This window comes from Erwinia aphidicola (genome assembly GCF_024169515.1).
GTDB lineage: Bacteria > Pseudomonadota > Gammaproteobacteria > Enterobacterales > Enterobacteriaceae > Erwinia > Erwinia aphidicola.
Map to the genome: position 1 here is coordinate 3,719,735 of NZ_JAMKCQ010000001.1, position 17,795 is coordinate 3,737,529.

Sequence of the window (17,795 nt, forward strand, 5' to 3'; positions counted from 1 at the left end):
GCTGACGGGCGCTAATGTAGGGAAAAGTGCGGTTGCGGTCAACTGCCTTTCGACTATTTTGAGTGCGTTTAGTCAGTTTTAACGCACTTTGCTGGTTTAAACGCCAGCCAGGTTCAGATTAGGCCGCTAAAGCCAAATCGGCGCGCATCGCCAGGCGCAAAAGGTGCATAATAACCGACTTATTTTGGCAGGAAAAACAGAGGTTAGTTGTGGATCACACCAACCGTATCCCCCAACAGCAGGTGCCGGGGGGAACCGGCGCGCTGTTCTTTATTCAAATTTTCGCCACCATGGGCTTCGCGGTGCTTTACTCCAGCCTGGTGCTGTACGCCACCAAAAAACTCGGCTTCAGCGAAGGGCAGGCCAACACCATGATGGGCGTGTTCGGCGCCTTTAACTACGGTCTGCACCTGTTCGGTGGCTACCTTGGCGGTCGCTTCCTCAGCAACCGTAATCTTTTCGTGCTGGGAATGGTGCTGCAGGTTGCTGGCTGCTGGACGCTCTCCGGCCAGAGCGCGGAAGGCCTTTACTGGGGGCTGGCGATGTTCCTGACCGGCAGCGGCCTCAATGTTACCTGCATTAATATGATGCTGACCCAGCGCTTTGCTCCGGAAGATAACCGCCGTGAGAGCGCCTTCCTGTGGAACTACGCCGGGATGAACCTCGGATTCTTCCTCGGCTTTACCGGCGCGGGCTACTTCCAGCTCAGCGAGCACTATGAAGCGCTGTTCCTGTTCGCCACTATCGGTAACGCAGTGGCCATTGTTATCTCGCTGCTGCGCTGGAAGGTGCTGGCCGATATCAGTACCCCGCTGCTGCAGGCAAACCCGCGCCAGTTCCGCTGGCGCATGTTGGCCGGGCTGGTGATTCTGGTGGCGCTGGTGCCGCTGATCCGCCTGATGCTCAATCACGCCGGGTTTACCGGGGCGTTTGTGCTGGCGCTGGGCGCAGCGATCTTCCTGCTGCTGTGCTTTACCACGCTGCGCCATCGCCCGCGTGATGAGCAGCGCCGCATGTGTGCTTATCTGATCCTCGCGCTGGGTGCGCTGGTGTTCTGGACGCTGTACCAGCTGGCGCCGATGGGCCTGATGCTGTTCACCGAGCACAATATTAACCTCCGCGTGTACGGCATTCAGGTGGCCCCGCAGTGGGTGCAGAATATCAACACCCTGGTGATTGTTTTCGGCGGGCCTTTGCTGGCTATCTGGTTCCGCAACCTGCGCGAGCGCGGCTGGCGCATCGATATCCCGCTGCAGTTCTCCGCCTCGCTGTTTATGATCGGGCTGGGTATGCTGGTGCTACCGCTGGGTATCGCGCTGGCGGGCGGGGACGGTATTGTGGCGTTCAAATGGATTGTTATCAGCTACGTATTGCAGAGCATCGCCGAACTGCTGCTGTCGCCAATTGGCTATGCGATGATCGGCAAGCTGGCTCCGGCGCGCTATCAGGGGGTGATGATGGGCTGCTGGATGATGGTGACCGGCGTCGCTTCGGTGCTGTCCGGCTACGTTTCCGCGCTGATGCCGGAAAACAGCGGCAGCACGCCGCTGCTGACTAACCCTGGCTACAGCCATATCTTCAGCCTGCTCGGCTGGGGCAGTGCGGCGGTCGGTTTAGTGCTGATCTGCCTGATCCCGCTGCTGCGCCGACTGATCCAGCAGGTCGACCGGCCATAATTCTTTTCGGGGCAGTTCTCTGCCCCAAATTTTCACTTGCCAGCCGCCGCGTTTTCCCTGAGCCTAAACAAAAACCAGGAGAGAAAACGTGGACATCCTTTTTTATCACCCATCTTTTAAGGCAGAGACCTGGATCAGCGGGTTACAGCAGCGTTTACCCCATGCACGTATTCGTCTTTGGCAGCCCGGCGACGATCGGCCGGCTGATTATGCGCTGGTACGTCAGCCGCCGGTAGAGATGTTAAAAGGGCGGGCGCTGAAGGGCGTCTTTGCGCTCGGCGCCGGCGTTGATGATATCCTCGGCCAGCTGCGCGAGCATCCGGATATGCTGGCACCCGGGGTGCCGCTGTTCCGCCTGGAAGATACCGGCATGGGCCGCCAGATGCAGGAGTATGCGGTTTATCACGTCCTCGGCTGGTTCCGCCGCTTCCCGGAATATCAGAAACAGAAAACCGAAACCCTGTGGCACCACCTGCGCAACTACGCGCGCCGCGACTTCACCATCGGTATTCTCGGTGCGGGCGTGCTGGGCAGCAGCGTCGCCAGCAGCCTGCTGGCGTGGGGTTTCCCGGTCAGCTGCTGGAGCCGTTCACCGAAGCAGATTGACGGCGTCACCAGCTTCCATGGTGAAGCGCAGCTTGGCGAGTTTCTTGCCGGAAGCCAGGTGTTAATTAACCTGCTGCCGAACACGCCGCAAACCCGCGGTATTATCAACCGCCAGCTGCTCAGCCAGCTGAAGCCCGGTGCATTCCTGCTTAACCTCGCGCGCGGTGCCCACCTGGTGGAAGCCGATCTGCTGGCCGCGCTGGAAGCGGGCGAAGTGAAAGCAGCGGCGCTCGACGTGTTTAATCACGAACCGCTGCCCGCCGGACACGCGTTCTGGTCGCACCCGGATATCGCTATCACCCCGCATAATGCCGCTGTAACCTTGCCAGATGAAGCTATGGACTACATTGCGCGTTCGATTACCCGGCGCGAGAGCGGTGAAATGCCGGAAGGGCGCGTCGATATCGATCGGGGTTACTAATCAGGAGAGAACAGATGTATCCAGTTGACCTTCACATGCATACCGTTGCCAGCACCCATGCTTACAGCACGCTGCGCGACTACGTATTACAGGCGCAGACCTGCGGCGTTAAGCTGCTGGCGATCACCGATCACGGCCCGGATATGGCCGATGCACCGCACTACTGGCATTTTGTTAATATGAAAGTCTGGCCGCGGGTGATTGACGGCGTGGGCGTGCTGCGCGGCATCGAAGCGAATATCAAAAATGTACAGGGCGAGATCGACTGTAGCGGCCCGATGCTGGGTTCGATTGATATTATCGTTGCCGGGTTCCACGAGCCGGTATTTCCTCCGCAGGATGAAGCGACCCATACCCAGGCGATGATCGCCGCGATGGCCAGCGGGCTGGTGCATATTATCAGCCATCCCGGCAACCCAAATTACCCGATCGATATTCATGCGGTCGCTGAAGCAGCGGCGAAGTATGATGTGGCGCTGGAGCTGAATAACTCCTCATTTACCACCTCGCGCAAGGGCAGTGAACCCAACTGCCGCAAAGTCGCGCAAGCGGTGCGCGATGCGGGGGGCCGCCTGGCATTAGGCTCTGATTCTCACACCGCCTTTACCCTCGGTAATTTTGAGCACTGTCTGCGTATCCTGCGCGAGGTGGATTTTCCTGAAGATCGCGTGTTAAATGTCACGCCGCGCCGCCTGCTGGACTTCCTGCAGCAGCGTACCGGTAAGGAAATAGCTGAATTCGCCGATTTGTGACAGTGTCACGCATAACTTCTTACGGAATTGAAAGACATGAATGAGTTTTCCATCATCTGCCGCATTTTAGGCTCGCTTTACAACCGCCAGCCGCAGGACCCTTTACTGGTGCCGCTGTTCCAGATGCTGCGTGAAGGTAAACTGCAACAGCACTGGCCGCTGGAGCAGGATGAGCTGCTGACCCGTTTGCAGCAGAACTGTGACCCGCAGACGCTGGCGACCGACTACAACGCCCTGTTTGTTGGCAGCGAATGCCGAGTGTCGCCTTTCGGTTCGCAGTGGGAGAATGGCCCGCAGGAAGCAGACGTGCGTGCTTTTCTTACCAGCCGCGGTATGCCGCTTAGCGATGCACCTGCCGACCATATTGGCGCACTGCTGCTGGCGGCATCATGGCTGGAAGATCAGTCCGAAGCGGATGAAATTACTGCACAGATAACCCTGTTTGATGAGTATCTGCTGCCGTGGGTGGGGGCGTTTCTGGGCAAAGTAGAAGCCCATGCGACCACCGCCTTTTACCGCACGCTGGCCGTCATCAGCCGTGAAGCGATTCAGGCGATGCGCGACGAGCTGGAAGACGATATCGCGTAGGGTGTCAGGCAAGCCTGACCCGTTCATCACCGGACCATTAATCCTGCCATTCCGCCACCGCTGAACCTAACTTCGACGGCCCGCGCGACCAGTTTAGCGGCGTGCCGGGCAGCCAGAACGGCGAACGCAGCCGCTGGCTCAGGCCAAACGACGATATCAGCGCTTCGGCATCTTCATCTGGCGGCAGGCGCGTGCCCAAACCTGAGGGCTGTGCTTCCTGTGGATAGGGGGCGTCCGTCAGCAGGCAGGCGGTGCGCGCCAGCGACAGGCGAGCAGTGAAGCCGGTATTGTGCAGCAGGCGCTGGCGCAATCCTTCCAGTACCGCTGCCGCCATCATATAACCCGTGGCGTGATCCAGCGCCTGCACCGGCAGCGGGACTGGCGCATCGCTGTGCTGCCACAGGCGGCCGCGCTCGGCAATTCCGCTGGCCATCTGTACCAGGCTGTCAAAGCCGCGGCGGTTGCGCCACGGCCCGGTCCATCCCCATGCATTAAGGCTGACATCGACCAGCCCCGGTTTCAGCGCCTGTAACGCCTCTGCATCATAGCCCAGATTGCTGAGCGCATCGGCGCGATAGCCGTGCACCAGCACGTCACACTGGCCGAGCAGCTGCTCAAACCGTTTGCGTCCTTCCGCCGATTTCAAATTCAGCCGCGCACAGCGTTTACCCAGCGTAACTTCCTCCTCCAGCGCAGGTTCCTGCCAGTCTGGCGGATCGAGGCGCAGCACCTCAGCGCCCAGCCCGGCCAGAAAACGCGTGGCGACCGGCCCGGCGATAATGCGCGTCAGGTCGAGCACGCGCACGCCCAGCAGCGGGCGTGCCGCAAACAGTCGCCAGGTGGGCGCCGGGCCGCAGGCCTGCAGCGTCTGATCAATCAGCGCTTCACGGCTGACGCTCTGCCCCTGCGGGTGCTGCTGCCACTCGCTGTGGCTGCGCAGCGCGGCGGCACAGCCTCCTGCGTCCACCACGGCCTGCTCCAGCTCCACTTTCTGCCAGCGGGCGACGGCTGCCGCCAGCTGCTGACGATGAGTCTGCTGCCCGAGTACCTGTTCCATCGCTGCACGATGATGCGGCGCATTAGTATGCAGACGCACCCAGCCATCCGCGGTGGCGTAATCCCCGGCAAGCGGATCCCACAGCGAGGGCAGCGGGCGATTAACCGGGCGCAGCGCGTGCTGAAACCAGCGCGCACACAAAGCCGCATCCAGCTCCACCGGTTGCGCGCTACCGATCAGGCTGGCAGTCGCCTGCGCCGCCAGCCCGATGCTGGTGGCCGCCAGTTCGCTGACGGGATAAGCGGAAACCAGCGCCTGTTCACCGTTAATTTTCAGCTCGGGCAGCGGCGTGCTGCTGTTGCGAAGTCCCTGCCACAGCTGTTGCCACAGCGCAGCGCTCAGGCGATTATCCATTCAACTCTCCTTCAGTTAATCAGGGGCGATCCGAACGGCGGCGCACAAGGCGAAAACGCGACAGACGGGCGTGCATTTTCAGGTTGCGCAGGTTAATCACCGCGATTGCCGTGCCAATAATCACCAGCAGGCCGCCAGTGACTTTAAAGCTGTTCATGCTGTCGCCCAACACCACCACTCCCATAATCACTGCCAGAACCGGGGTCAGCAGCGAGTAGGGCATGATCAGGTTAACGTTGTAGTTTTTCAGCAGGCTGTACCACAGCGAATAAGCCACAATCGAGGAGCCGATCGCGCTGAACAGGATGCCAAACCAGCCGCGCCATGAAGAGTGTAGCAGCAGGTTAAGCTGGTCGGATTCGGTCAGCCAGGATGCGCTGGCGACGATGGGAATGGCCAGAAATGAGAGCCAGCCGGTCATGGTCAGCGGACTGATGGGCGGTGATTTTTTCACAATCATATTGCTCACCGCCCAGCCGAATGCACTCAGCAGCAGCAGAACCAGCACCCACCAATTAGGGATTGTTGGGCTTCCCGCCAGCACCACCACGCCGCTCAGTGAAATCGTAATGCCCAGCAGCTGCACCAGGCGCAGTTTCTCTTTGAGGATCAGCATCGCCAGCAGCATGGCGATAGGCGTGCCGAGCTGTACGATCACCGCCGCAGTACCGGCATCGGTATGGTTCAGGCTGACAAACAGCAGCGAAAAGTGCATAAAGCCAAACGTGAAGGCTAGCGGCACCAGGTAGCGCAGCTGCTGGCGCGAGACGCGGGTAAACGGCACCAGGATCAGCGCAACCACCACAAAGCGCAGGGTGGTCATCAGCAGCGGGGGCAGGTCATGCAGCCCCCATTTAATAGCGATGTTATTAAATGCCCAGATGGACACCACCATCAGAATCAGAAAAAAATGACGCAGGGCCACCACAAAATCCTTAGTTGAGTGATTGAGTCCCTTTCATCATGGCACGAAATGCGCCAGATGAGGCGCTGCTGACCGTCATTTTTTCAGCAGCAGGTAGTGCATAAGTGACGAAATAGCGCTCTGGCTAAGCCGATGCTTTGTATAAAGTTTACCTGAAAATGTTATGAGACAGGCTGGTGACAAACTGCGATGATGATCTGCGGGCTGTCCGGCCCCAATAACATTGCCGATAAGGAGCGAGATAACAGTGAAATTGCCGTTAGCGATTATCCAGCTTGAAAGCCCGCCGCAGGCGGTTAGCCGCCAGGTTGGGGAGCAGAAGCAGTGGTTTATTGAGGCGCTGGAGCTGGCCGATGATGACTATATCGTGGTACGCCCCGATCTTGGCGATGCACTGCCGGACGTGCAGCAGATTGCCTGCGCCGTGCTCAGCGGTTCGTGGGCGATGGTCACCGACCACGCAGAGTGGAGCGAGCGCACCGCCGCCTGGGTGCGCCATGCGGTGGCCGAACAGCTGCCGCTGCTGGGCGTCTGCTACGGTCATCAGCTGATGGCTTACGCGCTGGGTGGCGAGGTGGGGGATAATCCCAACGGCTGGGAGCGCGGCGTAAAGCTGCTGCAAACCACCCGCGCGCAGCGTCAGGATCCGCTGCTGGCCTCTGTGCCTGAGCGCTTCACCGCGTGGCTATCACACCGTCAGTCGGTGCTGACGCCGCCGCCGGGTGCACAGGTGCTGGCCGCCTCCGCGCAGGATGGCTGCCAGATAATTCGCTACTCTGCCAGCGCGCTGTCGCTGCAGTTTCACCCGGAATTCACCCCTGAAATTATGGCCGCCTGCCTGCATAACAGCCTCGCGCCGGGGGAAGTGCAGAAGCTGCTGACGCAACAGCCCGAACCGCACTGGCCGCGCCAGCTGCTGCGTGATTTTTTCCAACAGGCGCAGCCGCAGCAGGCGAAAAGCGCCTGATATTGGGGGCTGCCTGCAGCGGGCAGCTCCGCGCAATAACCGCCTGTGCGCCACCTCACATCACCCCGCGAAATTCCCGTTTTACTGACGTCCTCATCACAGTTTCAGCCTCTACGATCTGGCATCCTGCCGAATGTCGACAAGTGTTAACATTCAGTTATCACAGTGTTAATTATTCGCCACGGCGATGACCTCAACAGGAGTACGATGATGCGCTATGCATACCCGGGCACCACAGATTCACTGATTACCCTGAAGCAGGAGTATGGCAACTACATCAACGGCGAGTTTGTCGCTCCGGTCAACGGTAACTATTTTACCAATACCTCGCCGGTAAACGGTTCGGTTATCGGCAAGTTCCCGCGCTCTGATAAAGATGACGTTGAAAAGGCGCTGGATGCCGCCCACGCCGCTGCGGAAGACTGGGGGAAAACCTCCGTGCAGGCGCGCTCCCTGACGCTGTTGAAAATTGCCGATCGGCTGGAGCAGCATCTGGAAACGCTGGCGGTCAATGAAACCTGGGACAACGGTAAGCCGGTGCGTGAAACCATGGCGGCGGATATGCCGCTGGCGGTCGATCACTTCCGCTACTTCGCTGGCTGCCTGCGTGCGCAGGAGGGTACGGCGGCGGAGATAGATGAGTTTACCGCCGCCTACCACTTCCATGAACCGCTAGGCGTGGTCGCGCAGATTATTCCTTGGAACTTCCCGCTATTAATGGCAGCCTGGAAGCTGGCGCCTGCGCTGGCCGCCGGTAACTGCGTGCTGCTAAAGCCCGCCGAGCAGACGCCGCTGTCGATTACGCTGTTTGTGGAGCTGATTGGTGACCTGCTGCCGAAAGGGGTACTGAACGTGATCCACGGTTTCGGTAAGGAAGCGGGTGAAGCGCTGGCCTCGAACCCGCGCATCGCCAAAGTGGCCTTTACCGGGTCGACCGCGACCGGTGGACATATTCTGGAGCTGGCGGCGAAAAACCTGATCCCATCGACCGTCGAGCTGGGCGGCAAATCGCCCAATATTTTCTTCGAAGATATCATGCAGGCCGAGCCATCCTTTATTGAGAAAGCGGCAGAGGGGGTGGTGCTGGGCTTCCTGAATCAGGGGGAGGTCTGTACCTGTCCGTCGCGTGCGCTGGTACAGGAATCGATCTACGAGCCATTTATGGCGGCGGTGATGGCGCGCGTGAAAACCATTAAGCGCGGCGACCCGATGGACACCGACACCATGGTGGGCGCGCAGGCTTCGCAGCAGCAGTTTGATAAAATCCTTTCTTACCTTGAAATTGCGCAGCAGGAGGGGGCTGAAATTCTCACCGGCGGCGGGGTGGAAAAACTGGAGGGCGATCTCTCGAGCGGTTACTACATTCAGCCAACGCTGCTGAAAGGTACCAATAGCATGCGCGTGTTCCAGGAGGAGATCTTCGGGCCGGTGGTCGGCATTACCACCTTTAAGGATGAAGCCGAGGCGATTGCCATAGCCAATGATTCCATTTATGGCCTGGGTGCCGGCGTGTGGACGCGCGATATCAACCGTGCTTATCGCGTTGGACGGGCTATTAAAGCCGGGCGCGTCTGGACCAACTGTTACCACCTCTATCCGGCACATGCGGCGTTTGGCGGTTACAAAAAATCCGGTATTGGCCGCGAAACGCACAAAATGATGCTCGATCACTACCAGCAGACCAAAAATTTGCTGGTCAGCTACAGCGTGCAGCCACTGGGTTTCTTCTGAGTAAATAGCCTACAGGCCGGGGTTTTCCGGCCTGTGAATCCCACTGCGCTCCCCCTTAGTGGAACTGAGAACCGCCACCAAATCCTTCCGAACCGGTGTTGTTTGCTCCGTATCCGTGGCCGCCAAAAGCGTGCGATCCGGCATTATTTTCACCATGACCCGAGCCACCCGCATGCTGAGAACGCTGACCTTTACTGCTCCCTCCCGTTCCTTTTGCTGTCTGGAATGGGGCACTGTTTTTGACGACCGGTTTATTCAAAACAACAGCGGGTACAGTCTCGGTAAAGGTCGGGCGGCCGACAACCTGCGTTTTAACCCGATCAATATTCATCTGGGTAAGCTGCGCACCGAGTAACGCGTTGATCTGCATTTGCGTGCGCGCCTGATTGGCGGCGGTCAACTGAGCGCCTTGCAGCGCGGCAGTTTGCTGCGCGGTGCGCGCCTGATTGGCGGCGGTGAGCTGAGCGCCTTGCAGTGCGGCAGTTTGCTGCGCGGTGCGCGCCTGATTGGCGGCGGTGAGCTGTGCGCCTTGCAGCGCGGCAGTTTGCTGCGCGGTGCGCGCCTGATTGGCGGCGGTGAGCTGAGCGCCTTGCAGTGCGGCAGTTTGCTGCGCGGTGCGTGCCTGATTGGCGGCGGTGAGCTGTGCGCCTTGCAGCGCGGCAGTTTGCTGCGCGGTGCGCGCCTGATTGGCGGCGGTGAGCTGTGCGCCTTGCAGCGCGGCAGTTTGCTGCGCGGTGCGTACCTGATTGGCGGCGGTAAGCTGTGCGCCTTGCAGTGCAGTGCGCGCGGCTGCGGCAGCCTGTTGCCCAGCCAGGATGCTGGCAGTCATCGAGCTGTTTTTAATACTGTTTACAGTCTGGCTGCTGACAGCGGGTTTATCAGGTGTTGTTGCCGTTGCCGTTGGTACTGGTGCTGTCAGGGGCGTCAGGCCAGTCCTGGCAGGTTCACCTGAATATCCGATTCTGTTAGCGATAGTGCTATCCAGATCGGAAACTGAAATGTTGTACCCTTTTGCCAACTGGCCAAAAGTTTGTGCCTGCATATCGGTTAAAGTCATACCTGCGCGCCGTGCGGCAATATCCTTAATAGCAGAAATGTTCATTCCCAGAGGTTCTGAGGCAGCCTGGCGAACACTGTCTACGATCTGATGAAGTGGCTCAAAGGCGGAGGCAGAAAAAGCCAGTGTGGAAGCGATTACAACAGCGATGACTTTAATTGAAGTTTTCATAAATCTTCACTATAAAAAAATTTGCGTTTCATCGGGCCTCTCCCTGGATTCTCTACCTTGTAAGTATCGATAAAAAATCGACATTTTTACTTGCCATCTTTTTTTTTGAAGGTAAACAAGTAGCCAAAACCTTCCGACCAGCGCGTTAAAAAAAGATTAAAAGCCCACTGATAAATGTGAGTGACAGGCAGCATACCCTCCCTCGGCGAGGCTGATATTACGCCGCACTGGATGGCGGGATTTGACGTAGATCACACTTTTGGTGGAAGCGATTACACTGCGTAAATTTCCTATTGTTTCGTAAAGAAAAATAATTATCTAACAGTGTGGAATGGTGCAATTAGTGTCGTCTGTTGCACAACTGAGAAGGGTAATTATCCTTCCATAACTTTTTAATATGACCCAGACGATTGCTGACTAAAGCCAAATATGGCACGGTGTTTTTAAGGTTGTATAGACAAGAATGCACAACCATTTTTCAACATGACGCTGTCGCCGCGCCGTTCCCGCGGTGGTGAGATCACTTCAGGCAAGGAGTTTGGATATGTCCGTCACATCATCGCGCGCGCAGCCTCAGCCACGCCGTCTTATCGAAACCCGCAGTATTGATTATATTCCCGACGCCGAGCGCCATGGCCGGGTGTTCAGCCAGTTCACCCTGTGGTTCGGCGGTAATCTGCAAATTACCGCGATAATTACCGGCGCGCTCACCGTAGTCCTGGGCGGCGATGTCGTCTGGTCGCTGGTGGGGCTGCTGGCAGGACAGGTAATTGGGGCCGCAGTGATGGCGCTGCATGCGGTGCAGGGGCCACGCCTTGGGCTGCCGCAGATGATTACCTGCCGCACCCAGTTTGGCGTTTATGGCGCGGTGATCCCGCTGCTGCTGGTCTGCATGATGTACGTGGGCTTTTCCGCCAGTGGCACCGTGCTGGCCGGGCAGGCGCTGGCGCATCTTGCCGGCGTAGGTGACCGCAGCGGCATGATGCTGTTTGCCGTGATTATCATGGTGGTGGCGACGTTGGGTTACCGTCTTATCCATGGCTTAGGTAAAGTCGCCAGCGTGGTTGGCATCCTGGCATTCTGCTATCTTTTCCTGCGCCTGTTTATGGAAAATGACGTCAGCAGCCTGCTGGCGAACCGCCATTTTTCTCTGCCGATGTTCCTGTTGGCGGTGTCGCTCTCCTCATCGTGGCAGATCGCCTTTTGCCCCTATGTTTCCGACTACTCGCGCTATCTGCCGCGCAGCGTTTCGGCGCGCAACACCTTTCTGGCGGTGTTCAGCGGCACGGTGCTTGGCACCCAGGCTTCAATGACGCTCGGGGTGATTGCCGCAGCGCTGGCGGGCAGTGCCTTCTCGGGTAATGAGGTGGGTTATATCGTCGGGCTGGGATCGAGCGGCACGATGGCGCTGGTGCTCTATTTCGCCATCTGCTTTGGCAAAATCACCTTTACCACCCTGAATGCTTACGGCAGCTTTATGTCGCTGGCGACAATCGTCTGCGGCTTCCGCAAAAGTGCAGCGATTAGCGAGCGGGCGCGCATGCTGTTTATCATCGCTATGATGCTGGTCTCCTGCGGTATTGCCATACTTAGCGAACCCTCTTTCCTTAAGTCATTCACCCAGTTCCTGCTGTTCCTGCTGGCCTTCTTTGTACCCTGGAGCGCAATGAACCTGACCGACTACTACTTTATTACCCGTGGGCAGATAGATATTCCGGCGCTGAGCGATCCGGATGGCCGCTATGGGCGCTGGAACTGGACAGGCATTTTTACCTATGCGCTGGGCGTGCTGGTGCAGCTGCCGTTTGTCGCCAATGGCTTTTATCAGGGGGCGTTAGTGAGCTGGTTTGACGGCAATGATATTTCGTGGCTGATCGGCTGGGTATTTACCGCGTTGTGCTGGCTGGGAGTGAATAAGCTGCGCAACCAGCCGCACCTGTCGGCGACGGTGCTGCCTGACTAAAGAAAAGGGCGAGAGAAATCTCGCCCTCAGTGTTTATCGAGGCTGGCGAACCGGGGCGCCGTTGGCCTGATAGTACGGCACCTCCACCGCTGGCAGCGGGGCACGGCCGCGGATCACATCGGCCATCTTCTCGGCAATCATAATCGTTGGCGCATTCAGGTTGCCGGTGGTGATCTGCGGCATAATCGATGCATCCACCACGCGTAGCCCCTCAATGCCGTGAACTTTGCCATCGTTACCCACCACCGCCATATTGTGATAGCCCATCGCGTTCGAGCAGGAAGGGTGGTAGGCGGTTTCGGCATGATGGCGCACGAAGTCATCCAGCTGCGCATCGCTGACGCACTCTGCGCCCGGGGAGATCTCTTTGCCACGGAATGGATCCAGCGCGCGCTGCTGCATAATCTCGCGCGTGATGCGGATCCCCGCCCGGAACTCGCGCCAGTCCTGTTCGTGCGACATATAGTTGAACAGAATGCTCGGATGCGCTTTTGGATCCTTCGATACCACCTGCACGCGGCCACGGCTCGGGGAGCGCATTGAGCCAACGTGTGCCTGGAAGCTGTGGGTGCGGATCGGGTTTGAACCGTTATAGTTCACCGCCACCGGCAGGAAGTGGTACTGAATATTTGGCCAGCTAAACTCTTCGTGGCTGCGGATAAAGCCGCCCGCTTCGAAGTGGTTACTGGCGCCAATTCCCGTGCCGTTCAGCAGCCATTCGGCGCCGATCAGCGGCTGATTGTGCAGCTTCAGCGCGGGCGACAGTGAAACCGGCTGCGTACATTCGTACTGCAGATACATCTCCAGGTGGTCCTGCAGATTGGCACCCACGCCGGGCAGGTCAAGCACCAGCGGGATGTCCAGCGAAGAGAGCAGTGCGCCGGGGCCGACACCGGAGCGTTGCAGGATCTGCGGGGAGGCAATCGCCCCGGCGCACAGTAGCACTTCGCGTTTCGCATACGCCTGCTGCGGCTGATCTTTCTGCTGCCACAGCACCCCGACGGCGCGCTGCTGCTCGAACAGAATGCGGTCGGTCAGCGCATGGACTTCAATCGTCAGATTGCTGCGCGGACGCGCCTGATCGAGGTAGCCGCGCGCGGTGCTGGCGCGTCGTCCTTTTGGCGTCACCGTGCGGTCCATCGGACCAAAGCCTTCCTGCTGATAGCCGTTCAGATCTTCGGTGCGCGGATAACCCGCCTGCACGCCCGCCTCAACCATGGCATGGAACAGAATATTGTTATTGCTTTTCGGCGTGGTGACGCTGACCGGCCCGGCATCGCCGTGATAATCATTGCCGCCGATATCGCGCCGCTCGGCAATCTTGAAGTAGGGCAGGCAGTCGAGGTAGCGCCAGTTCTCCAGCCCCTCCTGCTGCGCCCAGTTGTCGTAATCCATCGCATTGCCGCGGATGTAGCACATGCCGTTGATCAGCGACGAGCCGCCCAGCCCTTTGCCGCGCCCGCACTCCATGCGGCGGTTGTTCATATGCGGTTCCGGGTCGGTCAGATACGCCCAGTTATAGCGGCGGCCCTGTAACGGGTAAGCCAGCGCCGCCGGCATCTGGGTGCGGAAATCCTGACGGTAGTCGGGGCCGCCAGCTTCCAGCAGCAGCACCGTCACCTCAGGATCTTCGGTCAGGCGGGTGGCCAGTACGTTGCCGGCAGAACCTGCGCCAATAATGATGTAGTCATATTCCCTGCGATTGCTCATGGTCACTTCCCTTTACTCATTAAAAAATTGACTGATAACGTTCCATCGAGACCTGCACCGACTTGATGCGGGTGTAATGGTGGAGAGCGGTTAAGCCGTTCTCACGACCAACGCCAGACTGCTTGTAGCCACCTACCGGCATCTGCGCGGGGGATTCTCCCCAGCTGTTAATCCAGCAAATTCCCGCCTCCAGCTGGTGGATAATCTGGTGAGCTTTCGCCAGGTCGGGCGTGACCACCCCAGCGGCCAGGCCATAAACGGTATCGTTGGCGCGCTGAATCGCTTCCTGCTCGCTGTCATAGCTGAGCAGGCTCATCACCGGGCCAAAGATCTCTTCGCGCACGATGGTGTGGCTATCTTCACAGTCGGTGAAGATGGTGGGCTGCACCCAGGCTCCGGCATCGTACATCCCACCGGTGATTGCCGCGCCGCCACTCAGCAGGCGCGCGCCTTCACGCTGGCCGGAAGCGATATAGCCGAGCACCTTGTCACGATGCGCGAAGCTAGCCAGCGGGCCAAAGTTGGTGTCCATTTCCAGCGGATCACCCGGGCGAATACGCTGCACGCGTTTGAGCAGTGCCGCTTCCAGCTCCGCTTTGCGCGCGCGCGGGACAAATACGCGGGTGCCGTTGGTGCACACCTGTCCCGAACTGTAGAAGTTCGCCATCATCGCGATGTCGGCGGCCAGTTCGATATCGGCATCGGCGAGGATAATCAGCGGCGATTTACCGCCCAGTTCCATGGTGACCTCTTTCAATGAGGACTCCGCAGCAGCGGCCATCACTTTCTTGCCGGTCGGCACGCCGCCGGTGAAGGAGATTTTTTCAATGCGCGGATGAACGGTTAGCGCCTGGCCAGTGCTGCCGCTACCCTGCAACACGTTGAATACGCCGTCCGGCACGCCCGCTTCGCTGTAAATCGCCGCCAGCTTAAGCGCGCTGAGCGGAGTGATCTCACTCGGTTTGAAGATCATCGCGTTACCCGCAGCCAGCGCCGGGGCCGACTTCCACAGGGCGATCTGAATGGGGTAGTTCCACGCGCCGATCCCGGCCGTGACGCCCAGCGGTTCGCGGCGGGTATAGAAGAAGCTGCCGCTGCGCAGCGGATACTGCTCGCCTTCAATAGCACCCGCCAGCCCGGCGTAATACTCCAGCACGTCTGCGCCGGTAACAATGTCCACGGCCGTGGTCTCCGACAGCGGTTTCCCGGTGTCCAGGCTCTCAAGCAGAGCAAGTTCGGCATTGCGCTCGCGCAGCAGTGCCACGGCATTGAGCAGAATACGCCCGCGCTCCGTGCCGGTCATGGCGGCCCAGATACGCTGGCCGCGTTCGGCGCTCTCCACCGCACGTTCGACGTCGGCGGCAGTAGCAATTTGCACCTGCGCCAGGCTTTCCCCCGTGGCGGGATTGATGGTTTCGAAGGTCTCTGTGCCGCTGGCATCCGTCAGGCGGCCATCGATATACAGTTTCTGAATGGGAAGTTGAGCCATATGACTTGTCCTTAAGTTGGGGCTTACGTGCTGCCCGGTGCTCCCAATCTGTGATGCAGATTACGGGAAAGAATCGGCTGTTTTATTATTGATTGAACGTTCAATTAAAATACTATAGGCTCACCCAATGTCAATGAGATGATGTTCAATTGATAATGAGATGTTGCAAAATGGTTTGTGAGATGAACAAGGAATGATGGATGACAGTGGAAAATCGCAATACGCATCAAGATGAATCGGTGAGCCTCAATCGGCCGGTTTTTGTCAGTTCATCGCTGGTGATTTTAGTTCTCGGCATCCTGCTGGTGCTGTTCCCGGCAGGCAGCGAGCAGTGGCTGAGCCACGCGCAACTGTGGATAACCGATGTGTTTGGCTGGTACTACATGCTACTGATGGTGCTGTGCATGGGGTTTGTTTTCTGGCTGGCCTCTTCACGCCACGGTAACATCCGGCTCGGTAAAGAGGGGGAACCCCCGCAGTTCAGCTATCCGTCATGGGTGGCGATGCTGTTCTCCTCTGGCATCGGTATCGCGCTGGTGTACTACGGCGCTTATGAACCACTCGACCATTTCCTGCAGCCCCCGGAAGGGGCAGGCGGCACCGTGGAAGCGGCGCGACAGGCGATGGCGATCACCTTCCTGCACTGGGGGCTACACGGCTGGGCGCTGTATGCGCTGATTGGCGTGGCGCTGGCCTATTTCGCCTATTGCCGCGGTCAGCCGCTGGCGCTGCGCTCCGCACTCTATCCGCTGTTTGGCGAGCGCACTCACGGCTGGCCCGGGCATCTGGTGGACAGTTTTGGCATCCTGGTCACGGTGATTTCGATGGTCACCAATCTCGGGATCGGCGCGCTGCTGGTCAACTCTGGCCTCAACTATCTGTTTGGCGTGCCGCAAACGCCGGGTGTGCTGCTGGGGTTGATTGTGGTGATGATGATCGTGGCAACCTTTGCAGCGGTCAGCGGCGTTGAGAAGGGCATCGCCATGCTGTCGAATATTAACGTCGGCTTCCTCTGCCTGCTGCTGCTGTTTGTCTTCCTGAGCGGGCCGACGCTCAGCCTGCTGAACGGCATGCTGCAAAACGTGGGTGACTATCTCTCCACTATTGTCAGCCGCAGCTTTGATGTTTACCTGTATGGTAAGGCGGAGAAGTGGCAGGGCGCATGGACGCTGTTTTACTGGGCGTGGTGGGTGGCATGGGCGCCGTTTGTCGGGCTGTTTATTGCCCGTATCTCAAAAGGCCGTACCATTCGTGAACTGATCCTCGGCGTGCTGCTGATCCCGCTCGGTTTTACCCTGGCGTGGCTCTCCATTTTCGGCAATACCGCCATCAGTCTGGTGCTGGAGCACGGCGATGCGATTTTAGGAAAGGTGGCGCTGACCGACCCGCCGATGTCGATATTCAAACTGTTTGAGAATCTGCCGTTCACGCACATTGTGTCTGGCTTTACCGTGGTGATCAGCTTCCTGCTGTTCCTGACGCCGGTCGATTCCGGCACGCTGATGATCGCCAACCTCTCCAGCAAGGGTGGAACCTCCAGCGATGATGCGCCGGCCTGGTTACGTATCTTCTGGGCGGCGGTGACCACTCTGGTCTGCGCCGGGCTGCTGTATGCCGGGAACTTCAATGCGATGCAGACGGCGGTGGTCATTTGCGGCGTGCCGTTCTCCGTGGTGATCCTGCTGTATATGGTCAGCCTGCATAAAGACCTGACGCGCAAGAGCCGGGAAGCGCAGCCGCAAAAGCTGTCGCCGCCACCGGCTGATGCCAACGTCAGCCACTAGACGCCGTCTCACCCGGCTGGCATGGCTCTGACTAGCTCCCGCCTTGCCAGCACACTCACTGACCGCTGATTTCCACTCCTTCAGCGGTCACCTCCAGCCCCACCGCATGAGCCACTTCACCACCGATCCCATCGCCTAAAGCCAGCAGGACGGCCAGCGACTGTCCGTGCACAGGTCAGCATAACCCGGCAATGACGGGCCTTTGAAGCCGGTTGATAGTCAGCGGGTAGCAACTCCCGATGATGAATTTGTTAACCTGGGATTAACTTATTAAAGGATTTTATCATTAGCAGGGATTTTGTCTCCCGGACGCTGGGAGATCGCTTTATCAGCTGGTTTTACTAATGAGAGTTTGTGGCGGCAAACGGTAACCGGGTGTGAGTTTGTATCTGACGACCGAGCCACTTTGCGGTGAAAGTGTGATTATCATCACGCTGGCTGATGCTTTTTTTGCTTAAAAAAAGTCAGATCTATGAGAATTATCTGTTTTAAACGGTGCTGAATCACCCGCGTTTACAAGCGCAGCGGGTTGACGTTCTCTGCT

Annotated in this window: 13 protein-coding genes; 8 read left to right on the top strand and 5 right to left on the bottom strand. The window is 58.6% G+C overall.

The genetic code is table 11. The annotated features are described in order from the left end of the window. Window positions 1-209 precede the first annotated feature (209 nt). The 4 genes from J2Y91_RS17540 (at window position 210) to J2Y91_RS17555 (ending at window position 4,043) form a co-directional block, all read left to right on the top strand. Window positions 210-1,676: a peptide MFS transporter gene (locus J2Y91_RS17540; protein WP_253539066.1), complete on the top strand. Its 1,467-nt coding sequence runs from the start codon at window positions 210-212 to the stop codon at window positions 1,674-1,676. Window positions 1,677-1,764: 88 nt separating this feature from the next. Next, window positions 1,765-2,703 carry a glyoxylate/hydroxypyruvate reductase GhrA gene (ghrA, locus tag J2Y91_RS17545; protein ID WP_253539068.1) on the top strand — a complete coding sequence of 313 codons (939 nt, stop codon included), beginning with the start codon at window positions 1,765-1,767 and terminating at the stop codon, window positions 2,701-2,703. A gap of 14 nt (window positions 2,704-2,717) precedes the next feature. After that, window positions 2,718-3,455 carry a phosphatase gene (locus J2Y91_RS17550; protein WP_133623854.1) on the top strand — a complete coding sequence of 246 codons (738 nt, stop codon included), beginning with the start codon at window positions 2,718-2,720 and terminating at the stop codon, window positions 3,453-3,455. 36 nt (window positions 3,456-3,491) lie between these two features. Then, window positions 3,492-4,043 (top strand): TorD/DmsD family molecular chaperone, encoded by a 552-nt coding sequence (locus tag J2Y91_RS17555; RefSeq protein ID WP_253539070.1) that lies wholly within the window; start codon window positions 3,492-3,494, stop codon window positions 4,041-4,043. A 37-nt stretch (window positions 4,044-4,080) separates the two neighbouring features. On the opposite strand, the gene J2Y91_RS17560 is transcribed toward J2Y91_RS17555, so the two are convergent. Both J2Y91_RS17560 and J2Y91_RS17565 read right to left on the bottom strand, forming a co-directional pair. Beyond that, window positions 4,081-5,454, bottom strand: coding sequence for a CoA transferase (locus tag J2Y91_RS17560; protein WP_253539072.1), 1,374 nt, complete (start codon window positions 5,452-5,454; stop codon window positions 4,081-4,083). Window positions 5,455-5,473: 19 nt separating this feature from the next. Then, window positions 5,474-6,379 (bottom strand): DMT family transporter, encoded by a 906-nt coding sequence (locus J2Y91_RS17565; protein WP_191149327.1) that lies wholly within the window; start codon window positions 6,377-6,379, stop codon window positions 5,474-5,476. Between the two features lie 241 nt (window positions 6,380-6,620). Between J2Y91_RS17565 and J2Y91_RS17570 the strand changes: the two genes are divergently transcribed. After that, entirely contained in the window at window positions 6,621-7,346 is a 726-nt protein-coding gene (locus J2Y91_RS17570) for a glutamine amidotransferase (RefSeq protein ID WP_187498502.1), read from the top strand. Window positions 7,347-7,556: 210 nt separating this feature from the next. Then, window positions 7,557-9,077 (top strand): acetaldehyde dehydrogenase ExaC, encoded by a 1,521-nt coding sequence (exaC, locus tag J2Y91_RS17575; protein ID WP_133625082.1) that lies wholly within the window; start codon window positions 7,557-7,559, stop codon window positions 9,075-9,077. A 55-nt stretch (window positions 9,078-9,132) separates the two neighbouring features. On the opposite strand, the gene J2Y91_RS17580 is transcribed toward exaC, so the two are convergent. Further along, window positions 9,133-9,906, bottom strand: coding sequence for a hypothetical protein (locus tag J2Y91_RS17580; RefSeq protein ID WP_253539075.1), 774 nt, complete (start codon window positions 9,904-9,906; stop codon window positions 9,133-9,135). A gap of 943 nt (window positions 9,907-10,849) precedes the next feature. Here J2Y91_RS17580 and J2Y91_RS17585 point away from each other — a divergent pair. Next, window positions 10,850-12,268, top strand: coding sequence for a purine-cytosine permease family protein (locus J2Y91_RS17585; protein ID WP_436232198.1), 1,419 nt, complete (start codon window positions 10,850-10,852; stop codon window positions 12,266-12,268). A 33-nt stretch (window positions 12,269-12,301) separates the two neighbouring features. Here the strand turns inward: J2Y91_RS17585 and betA are convergent, their stop codons facing one another. Then, window positions 12,302-13,978 carry a choline dehydrogenase gene (gene betA / locus J2Y91_RS17590; protein WP_253539081.1) on the bottom strand — a complete coding sequence of 559 codons (1,677 nt, stop codon included), beginning with the start codon at window positions 13,976-13,978 and terminating at the stop codon, window positions 12,302-12,304. A 19-nt stretch (window positions 13,979-13,997) separates the two neighbouring features. Then, the gene (gene betB / locus J2Y91_RS17595; protein WP_253539086.1) at window positions 13,998-15,467 is read right to left on the bottom strand and encodes a betaine-aldehyde dehydrogenase; all 1,470 of its coding nucleotides are present in this window, start codon (window positions 15,465-15,467) and stop codon (window positions 13,998-14,000) included. Window positions 15,468-15,667: 200 nt separating this feature from the next. Between betB and J2Y91_RS17600 the strand changes: the two genes are divergently transcribed. Then, window positions 15,668-17,251, top strand: a complete 1,584-nt coding sequence (locus tag J2Y91_RS17600; protein WP_253539091.1) for a BCCT family transporter — start codon at window positions 15,668-15,670, stop codon at window positions 17,249-17,251. Window positions 17,252-17,795: the final 544 nt, after the last annotated feature.

What these genes read in the sequence shown, in the direction of transcription:
- J2Y91_RS17550 (WP_133623854.1), top strand. Translation starts at nt 2,718, where the DNA reads ATGTATCCAGTTGACCTTCACATGCATACCGTTGCCAGCACCCATGCT.
- J2Y91_RS17555 (WP_253539070.1), top strand. Translation starts at nt 3,492, where the DNA reads ATGAATGAGTTTTCCATCATCTGCCGCATTTTAGGCTCGCTTTACAAC.
- J2Y91_RS17560 (WP_253539072.1), bottom strand. Translation starts at nt 5,454, where the DNA reads ATGGATAATCGCCTGAGCGCTGCGCTGTGGCAACAGCTGTGGCAGGGA.
- exaC (WP_133625082.1), top strand. Translation starts at nt 7,557, where the DNA reads ATGCGCTATGCATACCCGGGCACCACAGATTCACTGATTACCCTGAAG.
- J2Y91_RS17580 (WP_253539075.1), bottom strand. Translation starts at nt 9,906, where the DNA reads ATGACTGCCAGCATCCTGGCTGGGCAACAGGCTGCCGCAGCCGCGCGC.
- J2Y91_RS17585 (WP_436232198.1), top strand. Translation starts at nt 10,850, where the DNA reads ATGTCCGTCACATCATCGCGCGCGCAGCCTCAGCCACGCCGTCTTATC.
- betA (WP_253539081.1), bottom strand. Translation starts at nt 13,978, where the DNA reads ATGAGCAATCGCAGGGAATATGACTACATCATTATTGGCGCAGGTTCT.
- betB (WP_253539086.1), bottom strand. Translation starts at nt 15,467, where the DNA reads ATGGCTCAACTTCCCATTCAGAAACTGTATATCGATGGCCGCCTGACG.
- J2Y91_RS17600 (WP_253539091.1), top strand. Translation starts at nt 15,668, where the DNA reads ATGACAGTGGAAAATCGCAATACGCATCAAGATGAATCGGTGAGCCTC.